This window comes from Mesorhizobium sp. M0189, assembly GCF_040322135.1.
GTDB lineage: Bacteria > Pseudomonadota > Alphaproteobacteria > Rhizobiales > Rhizobiaceae > Mesorhizobium.
On the sequence record NZ_JAMYSW010000004.1, the window covers coordinates 375,730 to 391,534 of the forward strand.

The 15,805-nt window shown below is 64.7% G+C and carries 14 protein-coding genes; 2 read left to right on the plus strand and 12 right to left on the minus strand.

The features are described 5' to 3' along the window. Nucleotides 1-20: 20 nt before the first annotated feature. From NKJ09_RS10230 to NKJ09_RS10255, 6 genes are read right to left on the minus strand one after another with little or no spacing between them, the layout of a single operon-like run. Nucleotides 21-482, minus strand: a complete 462-nt coding sequence (locus NKJ09_RS10230; RefSeq protein WP_023718174.1) for a MarR family winged helix-turn-helix transcriptional regulator — start codon at nt 480-482, stop codon at nt 21-23. Next, entirely contained in the window at nt 479-1,063 is a 585-nt protein-coding gene (locus NKJ09_RS10235; RefSeq protein ID WP_023718173.1) for an amino acid synthesis family protein, read from the minus strand. The genes NKJ09_RS10230 and NKJ09_RS10235 overlap by 4 nt, the downstream gene beginning before the upstream one ends. Beyond that, nucleotides 1,056-1,931, minus strand: coding sequence for a UPF0280 family protein (locus tag NKJ09_RS10240; RefSeq protein WP_352495043.1), 876 nt, complete (start codon nt 1,929-1,931; stop codon nt 1,056-1,058). The genes NKJ09_RS10235 and NKJ09_RS10240 overlap by 8 nt, the downstream gene beginning before the upstream one ends. Continuing rightward, on the minus strand, nt 1,931-3,472 hold the full coding sequence (locus tag NKJ09_RS10245) for a 6-hydroxynicotinate reductase (protein WP_352484339.1): 1,542 nt from the start codon (nt 3,470-3,472) through the stop codon (nt 1,931-1,933). The genes NKJ09_RS10240 and NKJ09_RS10245 overlap by 1 nt, the downstream gene beginning before the upstream one ends. Then, a complete protein-coding gene (locus NKJ09_RS10250) occupies nt 3,469-6,222 on the minus strand; it encodes a molybdopterin-dependent oxidoreductase (protein ID WP_352762742.1) in 2,754 nt (917 codons plus the stop codon). Before NKJ09_RS10250 ends, NKJ09_RS10245 begins: the two co-directional genes overlap by 4 nt. Continuing rightward, the gene (locus NKJ09_RS10255; RefSeq protein ID WP_352495044.1) at nt 6,222-7,082 is read right to left on the minus strand and encodes an FAD binding domain-containing protein; all 861 of its coding nucleotides are present in this window, start codon (nt 7,080-7,082) and stop codon (nt 6,222-6,224) included. The genes NKJ09_RS10250 and NKJ09_RS10255 overlap by 1 nt, the downstream gene beginning before the upstream one ends. A gap of 272 nt (nt 7,083-7,354) precedes the next feature. On the opposite strand from NKJ09_RS10255, the gene pncA reads away from it, so the two are divergent. Together pncA and NKJ09_RS10265 are read left to right on the plus strand one after the other, a co-directional pair. Then, the gene (gene pncA, locus NKJ09_RS10260) at nt 7,355-7,954 is read left to right on the plus strand and encodes a bifunctional nicotinamidase/pyrazinamidase (RefSeq protein ID WP_023718168.1); all 600 of its coding nucleotides are present in this window, start codon (nt 7,355-7,357) and stop codon (nt 7,952-7,954) included. 40 nt (nt 7,955-7,994) lie between these two features. Then, entirely contained in the window at nt 7,995-9,422 is a 1,428-nt protein-coding gene (locus NKJ09_RS10265; protein ID WP_023718167.1) for a sodium:proton antiporter, read from the plus strand. Here NKJ09_RS10265 and NKJ09_RS10270 read toward each other — a convergent pair whose 3' ends face one another. The 6 genes from NKJ09_RS10270 to NKJ09_RS10295 all read right to left on the minus strand — a co-directional run bounded on the left by NKJ09_RS10270 (nt 9,423) and on the right by NKJ09_RS10295 (nt 15,697). Then, a complete protein-coding gene (locus NKJ09_RS10270) occupies nt 9,423-10,142 on the minus strand; it encodes an ABC transporter ATP-binding protein (RefSeq protein WP_352495045.1) in 720 nt (239 codons plus the stop codon). Continuing rightward, the gene (locus NKJ09_RS10275; protein ID WP_023718165.1) at nt 10,135-10,863 is read right to left on the minus strand and encodes an ABC transporter ATP-binding protein; all 729 of its coding nucleotides are present in this window, start codon (nt 10,861-10,863) and stop codon (nt 10,135-10,137) included. The genes NKJ09_RS10270 and NKJ09_RS10275 overlap by 8 nt, the downstream gene beginning before the upstream one ends. Beyond that, nucleotides 10,860-11,822, minus strand: a complete 963-nt coding sequence (locus tag NKJ09_RS10280; RefSeq protein WP_023718164.1) for a branched-chain amino acid ABC transporter permease — start codon at nt 11,820-11,822, stop codon at nt 10,860-10,862. The genes NKJ09_RS10275 and NKJ09_RS10280 overlap by 4 nt, the downstream gene beginning before the upstream one ends. Next, entirely contained in the window at nt 11,819-12,700 is an 882-nt protein-coding gene (locus tag NKJ09_RS10285; protein WP_023718163.1) for a branched-chain amino acid ABC transporter permease, read from the minus strand. The genes NKJ09_RS10280 and NKJ09_RS10285 overlap by 4 nt, the downstream gene beginning before the upstream one ends. Nucleotides 12,701-12,786: 86 nt before the next feature. Continuing rightward, nucleotides 12,787-14,091, minus strand: coding sequence for an ABC transporter substrate-binding protein (locus NKJ09_RS10290; RefSeq protein ID WP_352495046.1), 1,305 nt, complete (start codon nt 14,089-14,091; stop codon nt 12,787-12,789). 163 nt (nt 14,092-14,254) lie between these two features. Further along, nucleotides 14,255-15,697 carry a hypothetical protein gene (locus NKJ09_RS10295; RefSeq protein ID WP_352495047.1) on the minus strand — a complete coding sequence of 481 codons (1,443 nt, stop codon included), beginning with the start codon at nt 15,695-15,697 and terminating at the stop codon, nt 14,255-14,257. Nucleotides 15,698-15,805 lie beyond the last annotated feature (108 nt).

A 15,805-nucleotide genomic window follows, 5' to 3' on the forward strand; every position in this document is an offset into this window, starting at 1 on the left:
TCTCTCGTGGCAGCGCCGCCCTAAGCCAGCTTGGCCAGCAGCTTCATGAAAATGGCCGCCTCCTTGGCGGAAAGCGGTGCCAGCGTTTCCTGCGTAATCTCGCGGGCAAGCGGAATCAGCCGCTCGATCGCGTCGCGCCCCTCGGCCGTCAGATTGACCAGCAGGCGCCGTTTGTCGACTTCGTGTTTGCTAAGTTCGACAAAGCCTCGCGCTTTCAGCCGGTCGATGACACCTTTCACCGTCGCCGCATCCATGGCGATCAGGCTGCCAAGCTGGTTCTGCGAGGTCTCGCCGACGTCGCGCAATTTGGCCAAGGCGGCAAATTGCGGCGGCGTCAGATCGGCGATGTGTGCGGCGAAGATCGAGACATGGCGCTGGTGCGCCTTGCGCAGGATAAAGCCGACCTGCTCCTGCAAGCGATAGTCGTTTTCGTCAGGTTCCTCGGCCTCGACCAGCTTGAGCAGATTGTCTTCGGCGCTCACCTCAGCCCATCCCATGCCTTGATGTCCTTGGCAGCCAGCCCGCCCATGCGGTCATGCACGCGCGGGCCGCAGGTCATTGCGAGGCAAAACAGGATCTCGTCGGGACGCGGGCCATCGCTGATGCCGATTTCCATGGCATCGAAATGGCTGCGCACATAGGCCGCGTTGATGTGGCCGAGCGGCACATCGAGCCGCGCGCCGAAGCCGCCGACCTTCTTCGACGACGGCACGATCGACTTGGCGTCGCCAAGCCGTTCGCGCATGGCATAGCCGCCCGGCACATGCCACAGCGCGCCATGCTCCAGCTCGCCCGCCGCGCCGACGATGGCACCCTTGCCATAACCGTCGATCTGTTTCACGTCGCCGCCCAATGCGGCAATGAGCCTGTCGGAGAGCAGCAGCCCGAGCGGCTTCAAATCCTCCATCGCGCTCTGCAGTTCCTCGACGTAACGGCCGGCGAACGGGTTCTTCACCACGGCCATGGCCGCGGCGCGGCGCCGCGGCACCTTCGCCACCGGCCCGCCTTCGTGAAAAATCTCTTCGGTCAGCACGGCGATCTTGCGGATCGGAAACTCAGGCATGGGCAATTTCCCTCTCTAAAACTTTATTGGCGAGCGCCATCGGACCTGCGATGCGCGCCTGACCGTCGAGGAAAAGCGCCGCGGCGGCAATCAGGCCGCGCCGCCGAAAGTCTTCCGCCACGGCAAGCCCGCTGTCCAACGCGGTAGCGATTTCGACGGCGGACAGTGGCCCTACGTCTTGCGTCACCTGTCGGTCGCCCAGATCGCTGTCCGGGGCGAGATCGCGCGCCCGTACGCGCGTAACGGCGGGATGACCGGGCAGATCGACGGCGTTGGCGATCAAGGTCGCGGCGGCGTCGGCTTCAGCACCCGTCCGCGCCAGCACGGTGACAGCGTCGGCGATGCCGAGCGAAAACGAACGGCCGCGCCAGCCGCTTGTTGCGACGCCGCGGATCCCGTCTTCGGCGCGGATCGTGAGACGGTCTGCCAGTCCGTGACCTGTTCGGGCAATGGCAAGCGTCATCGACTGGCCGTGGCCGAGATGGATCGCGCTGTCGCCGCCATTGTTGACATAGGCGCGCTCGAGCCGGCGGCCGGCGAGCAGCGCGCCAAGCACTTCGTCGGCTACCGAGCCGGCGACGGCCGCCATCGGTGTGATAAATTGATTCGCTAGCGGAACGACCGCCGCTTCCATGCGACGTGCCGTCGGGCCGACAAACATGCGAGGACGCAGCGGCGCCTGGCGACGCAGTTCGGGCAACTCTTCGACCAGTTCGGGCAGGATTGTCTGGAAGCGCGTTGCCGCCTGATGATAGGCGGCGCGGCATTCGCTCGCCTCGCCGAAGGCCTCGACGATCAGATCGATCGGCCCATGATTGAGGTGAAGCCTTCGGCCGTCCTCGAGCCAATGCGCCTGCGGGCCGTTCATCACCCTGCCCCATTTGTCGTCGCGCGCCGCAGCTGCACCAGCGGCGGCCAGGGATTGTCGCGAGGTGCGGCCTTACCGCGGCGCGGGTTGAGATACTCGCCGCCCTTGGCCAGGATATCGTCGACGCTGCGGATTTCGGCTTCATAGCCGCCGAGCCTGACATAATCGTCGCGGCGCATGGTGAATTCGATGGGCGCCACCAGCGCCGGCGTCGGGACATAGCCGAAGGCGCCTTCCGGCACGCGGATGACGTCGACCATCAGCGTGATGCCGCCGCCCGGCCAGACATAGACCGGCGCGCCGCCGACCGTCACATAGGTCTTGAGGCCCTGCACCGAGCGGGTCAGATTGACCGGGTTCTCGGTGACGCCGGCGCGCAGCGAGCCGCCGGCGCCGCCGACGAAAAGCACGGTGCAGAGCGCCGGCTCGCAATTGTCCTCGATCAGTTCAACCGACTTCCGCAGCCGCTCCGGGAACGGTTTCTGCACCGGCTTCAATTCGTCGTCGAGCTCGTAATAGGCGAATTGCTCACCGGTGGTCGAGACCATCAGCAGCGACATGCCGGGGCGCGCACCCTTTTTGGCGCTCCATTCACCAAGGATCGACAGCGGGTCGGAGATATTGGTGCCGCCCCAGCCGAGGCCGGGCTCCGACACCTTGAAATAGCGGCCCGGCGTCGAACGGCGGCCGATGATCTTGATGCCGGTATCCTGCCAGCCAAGCACCTTGCCCGCCTGATGCTCGGAGACGACGCCGGTGATGTGGTCGTCGACCACCACCACCTCGTCGACAAGGCCGCGCCACTGGGTGGCGAACATGCCTATGGTGGCCGAACCGCAGCCGACGCGCATGCGCTGCTCGAGTTTGCCGTCGATGACAGGCGGTTTGCCGGCTTCGACGATGACGGTGGCGCCGCCGTCGATGACGAGCTCGACCGGCTTGCGGTTGCACAGCCTGAGCATGGCATCACAGGTGGCGCGCCCTTCAGCCTTTGAGCCGCCGGTCAAATGATGCACGCCGCCCAGCGACAGCATCTGCGAGCCGTATTCGCCGGTGGTGACATGGCCGATCGCCTCGCCTTCGGCACGGACCGTTGCCGTTTCGGGGCCGATATGACGGTCGGTGTCGATCTTCACCTTGACGCCGCAATAGGAGAAGATGCCCTCGGTGACGACGGTGACCAGATCGACGCCCTCGACCTCCTGGCTGACGATGAAGGGCGCCGGCTTGTAGTCGGGATAGGTGGTGCCGGCGCCGATCGCGGTGACGAAGCGGCGGCCGGTGTTGACCAGTTCGCCGTCCCAGCCCTTGCCTTCCTCGGCAAAGGGCACGACCGCGCCGCCTGTCTCGGCCGCGTGGTCGAGGATGGTCAGCGGATCCATCCGCACGATCCTGCCGCCAACATTGCCGTAGCGATCGCAGGCGCCGGTGCGGCCATCGGCGATGTAGCACATGACCGGACAGGCATCGCAGCGGATCTTCTCCGCCACCAGCTTCTCGCCGGGATCGTGTGTCTCGAATCGTTCGGCAAGCTCGCTCATCGGCGCGCCTCCTTGTCGAGGATGGCGGCGCGGATGCGGGTCGGCGTCGCCGGAATTTTGGTGACCACCACACCGGCGGCATGGCGTATGGCGTTGAGGATCGCCGGCGCCGTCGGGATCAGCACATGCTCGCCCAAACCCTTGGCGCCGAAGGGTCCTTCCGGATCCGGAACTTCTATCAAGATGGTCTCGATCGGCGGCACGTCGCCGATCGTCGGGATCAGATAGTCGTGCAGGTTTTCGGTGCGGCCGGGGATGTATTCTTCCATCAGCGCCATGCCGATGCCCTGGGCGATTCCACCCTCGATCTGGCCTTCAGCAAGCAAGGGATTGATGGCCTTGCCGACATCGTGCGCGGCGGTGATTTTTATCAGCTTCACGGTGCCGAGCCTGAGGTCGACCTCCAGTTCGGCGATCTGGGCGCCATAGCCATAGACGGCGTAAGGCTTGCCCTGACCTTTTGCATCGAGCGGCTGCGTCGGCGGGTCGTAGCTTTCCTCGGCCCGGAAGACGAATCCTTCGGCGTCTGCCTTCAGCGAGGAAAGATCGATGCGGCGCGTCGCTTCGCCTTCCCCGATGCTCAGACTTGTGCCGTCCAGCGCAATCGCCGCCTTTTCCGAGACATTGGCGAAACGCAAGATCTCATCGCGCAAGGCGCGGCCGGCCTTTTCGGCGGCCTTGCCGGTGACGAAGGTCTGGCGCGAGGCCGATGTCTTGCCGGCGTCGGGGGTGATCGCCGTGTCGGCGCCTTTCAGCCGGAGCTTTTCAAGCGGAAGCCCCAACGCGTCGGCGCAGATCTGCGCGATGACAGTGTTCGAACCTTGCCCGATATCGACCGCCCCCTGATGCAGGACGACTTCACCCGATACCGAGATGCCGACCTTGATGGTCGACGGATTGGGCAGCGAGGTGTTGCCGCAGCCGTACCAGCAAGAGGCCACGCCGACGCCGCGTTTTTTGATGCTGCTGCCGGCATTGAACGCTTCGGCATCGCGAAGGGCACGCTGCCAATGTGAGCGGAGGGCCTCCAGGCAGTCGGCGATGCCGACGCCCGACTCGAGCCGCTGCCCGGTAACTGTTTCGGATCCGTTCCGAAGGCAGTTCTTCAAGCGGAAGTCGAGCCGGTCCATGCCGAGCTTGTCGGCCAGCTCGTCATAAAGGGTCTCCTGCATGATCGTCGCCTGCGGCACGCCGAAGCCGCGAAAGGCGCCGGCAATCGGGCCATTGGTGTGGATGGCGCGGCCTTCGGCGCGATAGTTCGGCGTCGCATAGGGGCCGGAGGCGTGCACCGGCACGCGGTTGGCGACCGTCGGCCCCCAGCTGGCATAGGCGCCGGTGTTGAAATCGCCGGCGAAGACCATGCCGGTGACGCGGCCGTCGGCATCGGCGCCGATGCTCGCTCTCATCCGAGCGGGATGGCGCTTGGTGGTCGAGATCATCGATTCGGTGCGGGTATAGGCGAGTGCCGCCGACCGGCCGGTTTTCATGGCGACGAGGCCGATGAGCGGTTGCAGCGAGACATCGAGCTTGGAGCCGAAGCCGCCGCCGGTGGCGGTCGGCACGATGCGCACCTTTTCCGGGGCAAGGCCGAGCACTTTTGCCGTGTCGTCGCGGTCCATATAGGGGGCCTGCGTGCAGGCGACGACGACCAGCGTATCGCCGTCCATGAAGGCATAGCCGGCTTCCGGTTCGATATAGGCATGCTCGACATAGGAGGTGTCGATGGCGCCGGAAACGACGAAAGCCGCACCGGCAAGGGCGGCCTCGGGGTCGCCACGCTCGACGAAGCCGGAGGTGAGCAAGTTCGAGGGCCGGTTTTCATGGACCAGTGACGCAGCGCCGGCCTGTGCTTCGCAAGGCTCCAGAAAATGCGGCAATTCGGTCCAACTGACAGGAAAATCGGCAAGGTCGAGATCGACGATGGCCTCGCGTTCGCCGGCAACCAGCGCCACCGCCTCGCCGCGAAAGCGCGAAAATGCTTCGGCCAGCGCCGGCTGGTCGGCGAAGGGCGCGATGACGCCGAAACAATTCTTTCCCGGAATGTCGGCGGCGGTAAAGACGCCGGCAATGCCGGGACGGGATTTCACCCAGCCATCGAGATCGCCGAAGCTGAAGGCCGCATGATAATGCGGCGAGCGGATCACCAGCACCGACAGTGCATCCATGGGAAAGGAATCGCCGCCGAATTTTTCGACGCCGGTGACTTTCGGCACGCCATCGAGGCGGATCGGAGAGGAGCCGACGGCATGGCCGGACAATGGCATGCGCGGATCGAGACCATCGGCGTGGCGCCAAGCATCCATCACCGCGGCGACGATCTTGCGGTAGCCGGTACAGCGGCAGAGCACGCCGCCCAGCGCATCCTGCGTTTCGGCCTCGCTCGGGTAAGGCGTCCTGTCCAGGAGTGCCGTTGCGGCGACCAGCAGGCCGGGCGTGCAGGCGCCGCATTGTGCTGCGCCATGGCTGAGAAACGAGGCCTGCAGCGCCGACAGCCTGCCATCGCCGAGACCTTCGACGGTCGTCACCACGGTGCCGGAGGCGGAAGCCGCCGGCATCAGGCAGGCGCAGACCGGCTCGCCGTCGACCAGCACCGTGCAGGCGCCGCAGTCGCCGGCATCACAGCCGATTTTGGTGCCGGTCAGCCGCAGCTCGTCGCGCAACACGGCGGATAGCCGCCGCACCGGCGGCACGCAAACGCTGACGGCGGCGCCGTTGACCTGGAAGGCGATGTCGGCGCGCTCCATGCCCATCATGCTGCCACCCTTTCGCCGGGAATAGCGCCCACAGCACCAAGCACGGCACGGGCAACGATCTCGCGCGCCGCATCCAGCCGATATTCGGCGCTGCCGCGCACGTCGCCGATCGGCGACAGCTCGTCCATTGGCGCGGATTGGATGGCAGTGGCCAGCGCGGGGCCGACCGGACGGCCGCGCAGCGCCGCCTCGACGCCCGCCAAGCGCATGGCGACGACCGAGCAGGACCCGACGGCGACGACCGCGTTCCTGACGATGCCATCTTCGATGGCCAGGCGTGCGGCAGCCATGGCGATGGAGATGACGAGATAACGCCGTGCGCCAAGCTTCACGAAGGCGGAGCTGCCGGCGGTCGCGGGTTTGGGAATGCGGATTGCCGTGACCATTTCGCCGGGCTGCAGAGCGGTGCGACGGTTGCCGAGGATGAATTCTGCAAGGGGCAGATGCCGGGTCGCCACCGAGGAACGCAGTTCGACCTCGGCGTCGAGCACCAGCAGCGCCGGCACGCCGTCGGCGGCCGGCGAGGCATTGCAAAGATTGCCGGCAATCGAGGCAACGTTCTGGATCTGCACCGAGCCGACTTCCCGCGCCGCCTGCTTCAGCGCGTCGAAAGCCGCCGGCAGCGGATGGCGGACGAGATCGGTCCAGGTGGTGCGCGCGCCAACGAGCCAATGGTTCTCGGCTTCGGCAATGCCGCGCAATGCCGCCAAGCCATTGATGTCGAGGACATTGTCGCGGAAAGGCTTGCTGCCCTGTGCCGGATAGAAGTCGGTGCCGCCGGCGAGGATGCGCCATTGTCCTTCGCCCAGCAAAGCGAGGGCCTCGTCGACCGTGGTGGGTTTTGCGTAACGGATCACGCTTTGCCTTCCCAGAATGGACTTCCCGAGAGGGGATCCTGCCGAAAGATTTTCCCGAGCATGCAAGGCAGGAAATTCATTCGTATGCAAATGATATCAAGCCGGCAGGAATTGTCAAAGCCAGAGTTTGCACGGCTATGGGCACCGGTGCGCCCGGAACGCATTTGTTATGCCGTGAGAGGTTGACGCAGCCGGCCATCTGGTCAAGTTTCTGCGTCCGGTCGCGTTTTCATTGGAGCCTAAGCTCAAGACCAAGAAAATAAGGAGGCTCCATGGCCGACGAAGCGCTTGTCGTCATCGACCTGCAGAACGATTTCTGCCCGGGTGGCGCCCTGGAAGTGGCCGGCGGCGACGAAATCGTGCCGTTGGTCAACGACCTGATCCGGCGGACCGAGCACGTCCTGCTGACGCAGGACTGGCACCCTGCCGGCCATTCCAGCTTTGCCTCCAGCCACCCCGGCAAGCAACCGTTCGAAACGATCGATGTGCCTTATGGCCACCAGACGCTGTGGCCGGATCACTGCATCCAGGGCAGCCTGGGATCGGATTTCCATTCGGGCCTCGCCTGGAGCAAGGCCGAGCTGGTGATCCGCAAAGGGTTCCGTCCTGCGATCGACAGCTATTCGGCATTCTTCGAGAACGACCGGACGACGCCGACCGGCCTTGCCGGCTATCTTCGGGATCGGAACATCGAGACGCTGACCCTGGTCGGCCTAGCGACGGATTTCTGCGTCGCCTTTTCGGCGCTCGACGCGGTCAAGCTCGGTTTTGAGACGTCCGTGCGGCTCGACGCCTGCCGCGGCATCGATCTCAACGGCTCCGTGGAGAGGATGCTGGGCCGGATGCGCGATGCCGGCGTGGCACTGATTTGAACGTCATCCAGCCGAACCTGACAGACTTTTGAGGGGCTTCATGCGGTTTGCGGCGTTGACGGCAAGTGCTGCACTGATTGCCGCAATCTTTTCTCCGGGAGCGGTTCTCGCGGCCGAAGCGCACGAATTGCCGGGCGCCGCCATGTCGCTGTGGTGGGTGCTGCCGTTTGCCGGGCTATTGCTTTGCATCGCGACCGGGCCGTTGCTCTTCCGTCATGCCTGGGAGCACCATTACGGCAAGATTGCCGCTTTCTGGGCAGCGTTGGTGATCGGGCCGCTGGCGCTCGCCTTCGGCATCCCGTCGGCAACGCAGGCGGTGCTGCACGCGCTGCTCACCGAATATATGTCGTTCATCATCCTGTTGTTCGCACTGTTCACCATTTCGGGCGGCATCTTCGTTGCCGGCAACATCCACGGCACGCCGCTGGTCAATGCCGGGCTGTTGCTGGGCGGCGCTGTGCTTGCTTCGATCATCGGCACAACCGGCGCCTCGATGATCCTGATCCGGCCGCTCATCCGCGCCAACGACAACCGGCGCTTCAACGCCCATGTCGTCATCTTCTTCATCTTCCTGGTGTCCAACATCGGCGGGTCGCTGACGCCGCTCGGCGATCCGCCGCTGTTCGTCGGCTTCCTGCGCGGCGTCGATTTCTTCTGGACGACAGTTCACCTGTTGCCCGAGACACTGTTCGTCGCCGGCGTGGTGCTGGCGGTTTTCCTGGCGATCGACATCATCATGCATCACCGGGAGGAAGGCGCGCCGAAGATCAAGGATCCGACGCCCGACAGCAAGGTGCGCATTCGCGGCCTGGCCAACATCCCGCTGCTGGCAGGGGTGATCGCCGCGATCCTGATTTCCGCTGCCTGGAAGCCGGGAGTGAGTTTCTCTTTTCAGGGCGTCAGCCTCGAGCTGCAGAATCTGGTGCGCGACGCCGCCATCCTGATACTGGCCTTCACGTCGCTTGTCGTCTCGCCAAAGGAGTTTCGCGGCGCAAACGCCTTCAGCTGGGGGCCGATTGCCGAGGTGGCGAAGCTGTTCGCCAGCATCTTCATCTGCATCGTGCCGGTCGTCGCCATATTGCGGGCCGGCCTCGACGGCGCGCTGGCGCCGTTGGTGCTGCTGGTCAGCTCGCCGACCGGCGCGCCCGACAATCTCGCTTATTTCTGGCTGACCGGGGCGCTGTCGTCCTTCCTCGACAATGCGCCGACCTATCTGGTGTTCTTCGAGCTGGCCGGCGGCGATGCGCAGCATCTGATGACCGAGCTCGCCTCGACGCTGGCGGCGATCTCGGCCGGCGCGGTGTTCATGGGTGCCAACACCTATGTCGGCAATGCGCCGAATTTCATGGTCTATGCCATTGCCAGGCATCGCGGCATCAAAATGCCGAGCTTCTTTGGCTACATGGCGTGGTCGGGCGCCGTGCTGATCCCGACTTTCCTGCTCGCCGGCTTGCTGTTTTTTGCCTGATCAGCCGACGCCGACATAGCGGCGGACCGCCGAGGGATCAGCACGCAGTTCCTCAACGTCGACCGTCTCGCGATTGCGGCCGTTTTCGATGAAGCAAACGCGGTCTGCGACCGAGAGCACGGCATCGACGCGCTGCTCGACAAGGATTGTCGACACGCCAAGCGCACGCAGCTTCGAAACGGTTTCGCGGATCTTGGCGATCATCGACGGCATCAGCCCTTCGGTCGGCTCGTCGAGCAGGAGCACCTGCGGTTCCAGACACAGGGCGCGGGCCATGGCCAGCATCTGCTGCTCGCCGCCCGATAGCGTGCCGGAACGCTGCCTGAGGCGCTGGCGCAGCAGCGGGAAGAGATCGAGCACGTTTTCGCGCGTCGCCCTGCCCTTGTTGCGGGCCATCAGGCCGATCTCGATGTTTTCCGCCACTGTCATCTCGGCGAACAGCCGCCGGCCCTGCGGCACATAGGCGACGCCGGCCTTGGGCACCTCGTGCGCCGGCAGGCCGGTCAATTCCCGCCCTTCGAGCCGGATCGAGCCGGCGCTTGCCGGCACCAGGCCCATGATCGCCTTCAGCGTCGTCGTCTTGCCGGCGCCGTTGCGGCCGAACAGGCAGAGCACCTCGCCCTCGTTCAAGACGAGATCGAGGCCATAGAGCACCTGGACCTCGCCATAGAAGCAATCAAGCCCGGAGATCGTCAGTGCCCTGGACTGGGCCTCAGCCATGGGTCGTCCCCAGATAGGCGTCCTGCACCGCGGCATTGGCGCGGATCTGCTCGGGCGTGCCTTCAGCTAAAATCCTGCCGGCGTTGAAGACGGTGATGCGGTCGGCGAGCTGCATGACCACCGGCATGTTGTGCTCGATCAAAAGCACGGTGGCGCTATCGGCGATCTCGCGCACCAGCTCGATGAAATTGTCGATCTCGCTGTCGGCCAGCCCTTGCGTCGGTTCGTCGAGGATCAGCAGCCGCGGCTTCAGTGCCAGCCCCATCGCCACTTCCAACAGGCGCTGGTGACCGTAGGACAACTGCCCGGCCGGCATTTGCGCCCAGTCGGCAAGTCCGGTGCGCTCGAGCGCCGCCATGACGCCGGTGTGAACCGCGCCCTTCGAGCGGCTGTCGGTCAGCGTGCGCTGCACCGGCAGGGCAACATTGTCGTAGGCGCTGAGATTGGCAAAGACGCTGGTGATCTGGAATGTATAGGCGATGCCAAGGCGAACCCTGGCGTAGGCAGGCAGGCTGGTGATATCGGCGCCGTCGAAGATGATCGTGCCCGACGAGGGCTGGATGCGGCCGCTGACCAGGCTGACGAAGGTGGTCTTGCCGGCACCGTTGGGGCCGATGACAGCGCGGATCTCGCCCGGCATCAGCGCGAAGTCGACGCCGTCGACGGCGCGCAAGCCGCCGAAACTGCGCGACAGGTCTTTGGTGGTCAAAAGCGGCATCATGGCAGCCATCCGAGCCAGCGCTGGCGAATGCTGCCGAGAATGCCTTTTGGGAAAAACAAAACCAGCAGGATCAGCGCGATGCCGACGATCAGCAGATAGGCGGAGGTGTAGCCGCTAGCGACGTCGATGACATAGTACATGAACAGCGTGCCGATCAGCGGCCCGAGCGTGGTGGCAGCACCGCCCAGCAGCACCCAGAGCAGCGGCAGGATGGAATACTGCACCGAAGCGAAGCTCGAGCCGACATAGCCGAACAGCAGCGCATAGGCGGCGCCGGAACCCGCGCAGATGGTGCCGGAGACGATGACGGCGGCGAGCTTGTTGGAAAACGTATCGTAGCCGAGCATTTTTGTCCGCTCCTCGTTCTCGCGGATGGCGACCAGCACGCGGCCATAGCCGGAGCGGACTATGGCCAGGCTTATAAGCAGCACGATCGAGAACAGCGCCAGCGCGCTCATATAGCGCACGGTCGGGTTGGTGAGGTCGAGCGACGTGCTGCCCAGGACAAGGACACGCATCGACTGCGGTACGACCATGCCCTGGTCGCCGCCGGTCCAGGCGGCGAGATAGAGGATGACGAGATAGAATACCTGAGCGAACATCATTGTTACGATCATGAAGGCGACGCCGGAGGTGCGCAGCGCCAGCAGCGCGATCACCAGCGCGAGAAGTGCGCCGCAGGCAAGCCCGGCTGCGAAGGCGGCCGATACGCTCCAGCCGAGATGAATGACGGCGAGGCCGGCGCCATAGAGCCCGGCTGAAAAAAACATGGCATGGCCGAGGCTGAGCAGCCCGACATAGCCGAACAGCAGATTGTAACCCATGGCGAAGACCGCCAGCACCATGATGCGAGCGAGCAGGCCGTGATGGTATTCCGGCAAGACGAAGCTCAGGGCGAAAAGCAGGGCGATGACGCCGAGGTGCAGCGCATATGGCTTTGCCGGCGAAGCATCCTTCATCGCGATGCCGTCCCGAACAGGCCCTGCGGCCGGAACACCAGCACCATGGCGACGAGCAAGGTGGCGATGATCTTGGCCAGCGTCGGTGAGAAGAACACCGAGATGATGCCGTCGGAAAGGCCGATCAGCACCGCGGCGACGACCGTGCCGCGCAGCGAGCCGAGGCCGCCGATGATGACGACGATGAACGACAGCAACAGCGGGTCTTGTCCCATCAGATAGTGGGCCTGGCTGATCGGCACGATCAGCACCGCGGCCACAGCCGCCAACATGGCGCCGAGCGCGAAGACGCCGGCATAGACTCTGGTCACCGGAATGCCAAAGGCCTGCGCCGTCTCGCTGTCATATTGCGTGGCGCGCATGATGAGGCCGATTTTCGTGCGCGTCAGCACCAGCCAGGTCGCGACCAGAAGCAGCGCGGATGCGGCGATGATCGACAGCTTGTAGCCGGAATAGCCGAACCACGGCAGGAGGATGCGGTAGCTGAACGGCGGCTCCACAGGCCGCGCCTCCGGGCCGTAGAAGGTCAGCGCCAATTGCTGGATGATGTAGAGCATGCCGATGGTGGCGACGATGGTGGCTTCCGGATTGTAGTTGAGCCGGCGCAGGACCAGCCGTTCGGCGAGCAGTGCGATCAAGCCGACGATCAGCGGCGCCAGCACCAGGGCGGCCAGGAAGCCGAGCGCCGGATGGCCGGATATCGCCGTAGAAATCGCCCAGGCAAGCACCGCGCCCAGCATGAAGAACTCGCCATGCGCGACATTGACGACGCGCATGACGCCGAACACCAGCGACAGGCCAAGCGCCGTCAGCGCCAGGACGGCGGAGGTGACGAGGCCTTCGAGGGCGGCGAGGAGCAGGTGGGGTCCGAAGTGCATCGGCTAAGCACCGGCGGATGCGCGAAGCACCCCCCTCTGGCCAGAGGGGGGTGTCTTGGCGCTCACGCTTGCTGCAGCAGCCAAGCTCACAGCGCCTGCGTCGTGTAATCCCCTTCCGGCTCGTAGAGGCCGTCCTCGATCTTGGTCTTGTGGACGACATTCAGCCGGTCGCCTTCGACCTTGGAGATGTTCTGGATACCAAAACACTGGTGGATCTTGCCGTTGAAGGTTTTCGGTCCCTGCGGATGCTCGGGCCCCTCGGCGAACTCGGTCAACGCCTCGGTCGCCTCGACCAGCTTGGCGCGGTCTTCCGGGCCCTTATAGCCGGCATCCTCCATCGCCTTCTTGACGACGTAGAGCGTTTCCCAGCAGCCGAACATGTGCGCGGCGGTGGAGACGTCCTTGGGATCGCCGACAGATGCACCATTGTCGTCGATGCCGACGGCGGCACGATAGGCCTTCTGTGCAGGGGAGTCATCGGGCTGCGCATAACGTGGCGAGCCTTCCCAGAAATGGCTGCCGTCGAGGAATTCGAGGCCGGGGCTGTTGATGTCGGTGGCTTCGAGCGAATCGATGAAGCCGAACAATTGCGGCCGGTTGGAGCCGTAGAACTCGCCGAGTTCCTTGACGAAGGTGAGCACCGCCGGGCCGACCATGACGTGGTAAATCACCTCGGTCTCGGCCGGGATCTGCGGAAAATATTTGGTGAAGGAGGATTCCGTCGGCGGGATGGCGATCTGCGCGATGACCTCGGCGCCTTGCGCCTTCAGCGCCGGCGGCAGGTAGTCGCGATGATCGTAGCCGAAAGCGAAATCGGGGAATATCTGCGTCACCTTCTTGCCGGCATTGGCGGCAATCCACGGCGCCATCGACTGGATCTGGCTCTTCACGTCGGTGATGCCGGGCTGGAAGACGTAGCGGTTCAATTTGGTCGACGCGACGTGGTGACCTTCACTGACGACGAAATAGGGCATCTTGGCCTCGCCGGCGGCCGGCGCCGAGCCGATGACGACATGCGAAAACAGCGTGCCGTAGACGATGTCGGTCTTGTGCTGGGAGGCGAATTTGCCGACCACTTCGGCGCCCCGGCCGGGATCGGTGCCGTCATCCTCGATGATCACCTCGACCGGCCGGCCGTTGATGCCGCCGGCATCGTTGATCGCCTTGACCGCCGCGGCCGTGGTCTCCTCGTACCAGCGGCCATAGGCGGCGCCGATGCCGGTGCGGTGCGACTGGAAGCCGATCTTGATCGGCGCCGAGCTCTGCGCCTGGCTGTAGCGCACGAAGCCCGGCGCGACGGCAAGACCGGCGCCGGCGGCAAGGACCTTCAGCGCCGTGCGGCGGGTGAGAGCGGATCTGGAGAGATCGAAAAACCCATTCTTGTCAGTCACGGCAGTTCCCCTTGTTTTTGAGCTTTGACCAATGGCTGTAGCGAGGCGGGCCACTCTTGCTAAGAGGGCCGAAAATTGCATGTGTACAAACTAAATCACCAAAGCTCTGACGTGGCAAGCGAGCTTTCCCCAAGGTTCGATTGACGGGCATCGCGCATCTCGTTCACCCGGCTGTTGGCGTCGCAAGCAGCCACAAGCCGAAGACGGTGTAGGCGATCATCAGCGCGGTGAGCGGGAACTGGCTGAGCGCGGCGCGAGCGGGAACGGGATGCAGCCGCCCGGCCAAACCGTGGGCGACAAGCACTGCAAACATGTGACCGGCTATGATGACGCCGGCCTGGAGGTTCCACAGCCACCAGGCCGAGCCGGCGCCGGCGACGACGCCGGCTTCAATTGGCATGTCGGCGGTACCGAACAGGTTCCAGCCCAGCGCAAACGGGTCGGAGAGCGCGGCAATCGCATATTGGCCGTCGACCAGCAGCGCCGTCAGATAGTGCGCGAAGTGGTAGGCGAGCGCGATCGGCACGATCGACCGGACCAGCAGCCCTGCGGCGTGAGCGAGGGAATGCTTGCTGCCGGCAAGGTGCTGGCCAAGAAAGACGGCAAGCGCGAACACGGCCGCAAGCACAACAAAGGTCAGCACAAGGCCGAAACTGCCGATGCCGATCAAGGCGGTGCGTCCCGGAAACTCCAGCGGATTGATGCCGAACCGGCCTAGCCAGAAGAAGGTTTTCGACAGGCCGTCGAAGGATACCGACGACAGCGCAAGCAGCAGGAAAGCGACGCCGCTGAGCGACAGCGGCGCAACCTCGAGCAGCTTAGCGCCCGGCCAGCAGAGTTTGAGCCGGCCGTCCTCGTTGCGTTCGACAATGGCGAAGCGCGCCACCATCGAAAAGAACACTGTCAGGAACTCACCGCTGCGGGTCCAGCCGCGGTAGCCGAAGACCTGCATGGCCGCGAAGCTTAGCAGCCAGTAGACGCCGGCGGCCCAGGCCAGCCGCGCCGGGTCATCGGGCGCCGGGTCGATCAGCTCGAACCAGGCGAAGGCGAAGAACAGCACGAAAGCCGGCCAATAGCCGAGCCACTGGGGCGGCCGCCGTGGCTCGGTTCTGTCGGACAGGCGCGAGACGACGCGGCAAGGCCCGTACCACGGATTGAGCCACGACCAGAGATCGCCGCCGAGCCCTTGCAGCAAAGCCAGCCCAACCCAGAGCAATGTCCATACGGTCAGCGGCAGCGGATTGGAGAGCGGATCGCGGCTACCGAACAGGCCGGCGGCAATGAGAATTGCAAAGCCGGCAAAGGATATCAGGCTGACGGCAGTCCGCGCGCCGTCGCCGAAGGTGAAAAGCGGCAGGCGTTTGTGCCAGAAGCGGTCGAGGGAGTCCGGCTGCAGTAGCGCCAGGACAAGGAAACTGGCGGCGACGGCGAGCGCGCCACCGGCGAGGTAGTAGCCGGTGGGAAGCAGTAGCACGTAGCCGCGGTCGGAGGCATGGGCGAAGGCGGGCGCGGGTGACAGGAGAGCCACCGAAGCAACGAGGCCGGGAAAGGGCCTGATTGCAGAAATGCAGCGCTCTGCGGCGCCCCCCTCTGTCCTGCCGGACATCTCCCCCACTTGGGGGGAGATCGGCGGTTCCGCCGTCGGCTCTCCTTCTGCAACTTTAGCGATTGGCGAAAGCAGCAATGAGGGCGCAATCTCCCCCCTCGTGGGGGA

Excerpts from the sequence above, each read along its gene's own strand:
- NKJ09_RS10235 (WP_023718173.1), bottom strand. The coding sequence starts at position 1,063 with ATGCCTGAGTTTCCGATCCGCAAGATCGCCGTGCTGACCGAAGAGATT.
- NKJ09_RS10240 (WP_352495043.1), bottom strand. The coding sequence starts at position 1,931 with ATGAACGGCCCGCAGGCGCATTGGCTCGAGGACGGCCGAAGGCTTCAC.
- NKJ09_RS10245 (WP_352484339.1), bottom strand. The coding sequence starts at position 3,472 with ATGAGCGAGCTTGCCGAACGATTCGAGACACACGATCCCGGCGAGAAG.
- NKJ09_RS10250 (WP_352762742.1), bottom strand. The coding sequence starts at position 6,222 with ATGGGCATGGAGCGCGCCGACATCGCCTTCCAGGTCAACGGCGCCGCC.
- pncA (WP_023718168.1), top strand. The coding sequence starts at position 7,355 with ATGGCCGACGAAGCGCTTGTCGTCATCGACCTGCAGAACGATTTCTGC.
- NKJ09_RS10265 (WP_023718167.1), top strand. The coding sequence starts at position 7,995 with ATGCGGTTTGCGGCGTTGACGGCAAGTGCTGCACTGATTGCCGCAATC.
- NKJ09_RS10270 (WP_352495045.1), bottom strand. The coding sequence starts at position 10,142 with ATGGCTGAGGCCCAGTCCAGGGCACTGACGATCTCCGGGCTTGATTGC.
- NKJ09_RS10275 (WP_023718165.1), bottom strand. The coding sequence starts at position 10,863 with ATGATGCCGCTTTTGACCACCAAAGACCTGTCGCGCAGTTTCGGCGGC.
- NKJ09_RS10280 (WP_023718164.1), bottom strand. The coding sequence starts at position 11,822 with ATGAAGGATGCTTCGCCGGCAAAGCCATATGCGCTGCACCTCGGCGTC.
- NKJ09_RS10285 (WP_023718163.1), bottom strand. The coding sequence starts at position 12,700 with ATGCACTTCGGACCCCACCTGCTCCTCGCCGCCCTCGAAGGCCTCGTC.
- NKJ09_RS10295 (WP_352495047.1), bottom strand. The coding sequence starts at position 15,697 with ATGTCCGGCAGGACAGAGGGGGGCGCCGCAGAGCGCTGCATTTCTGCA.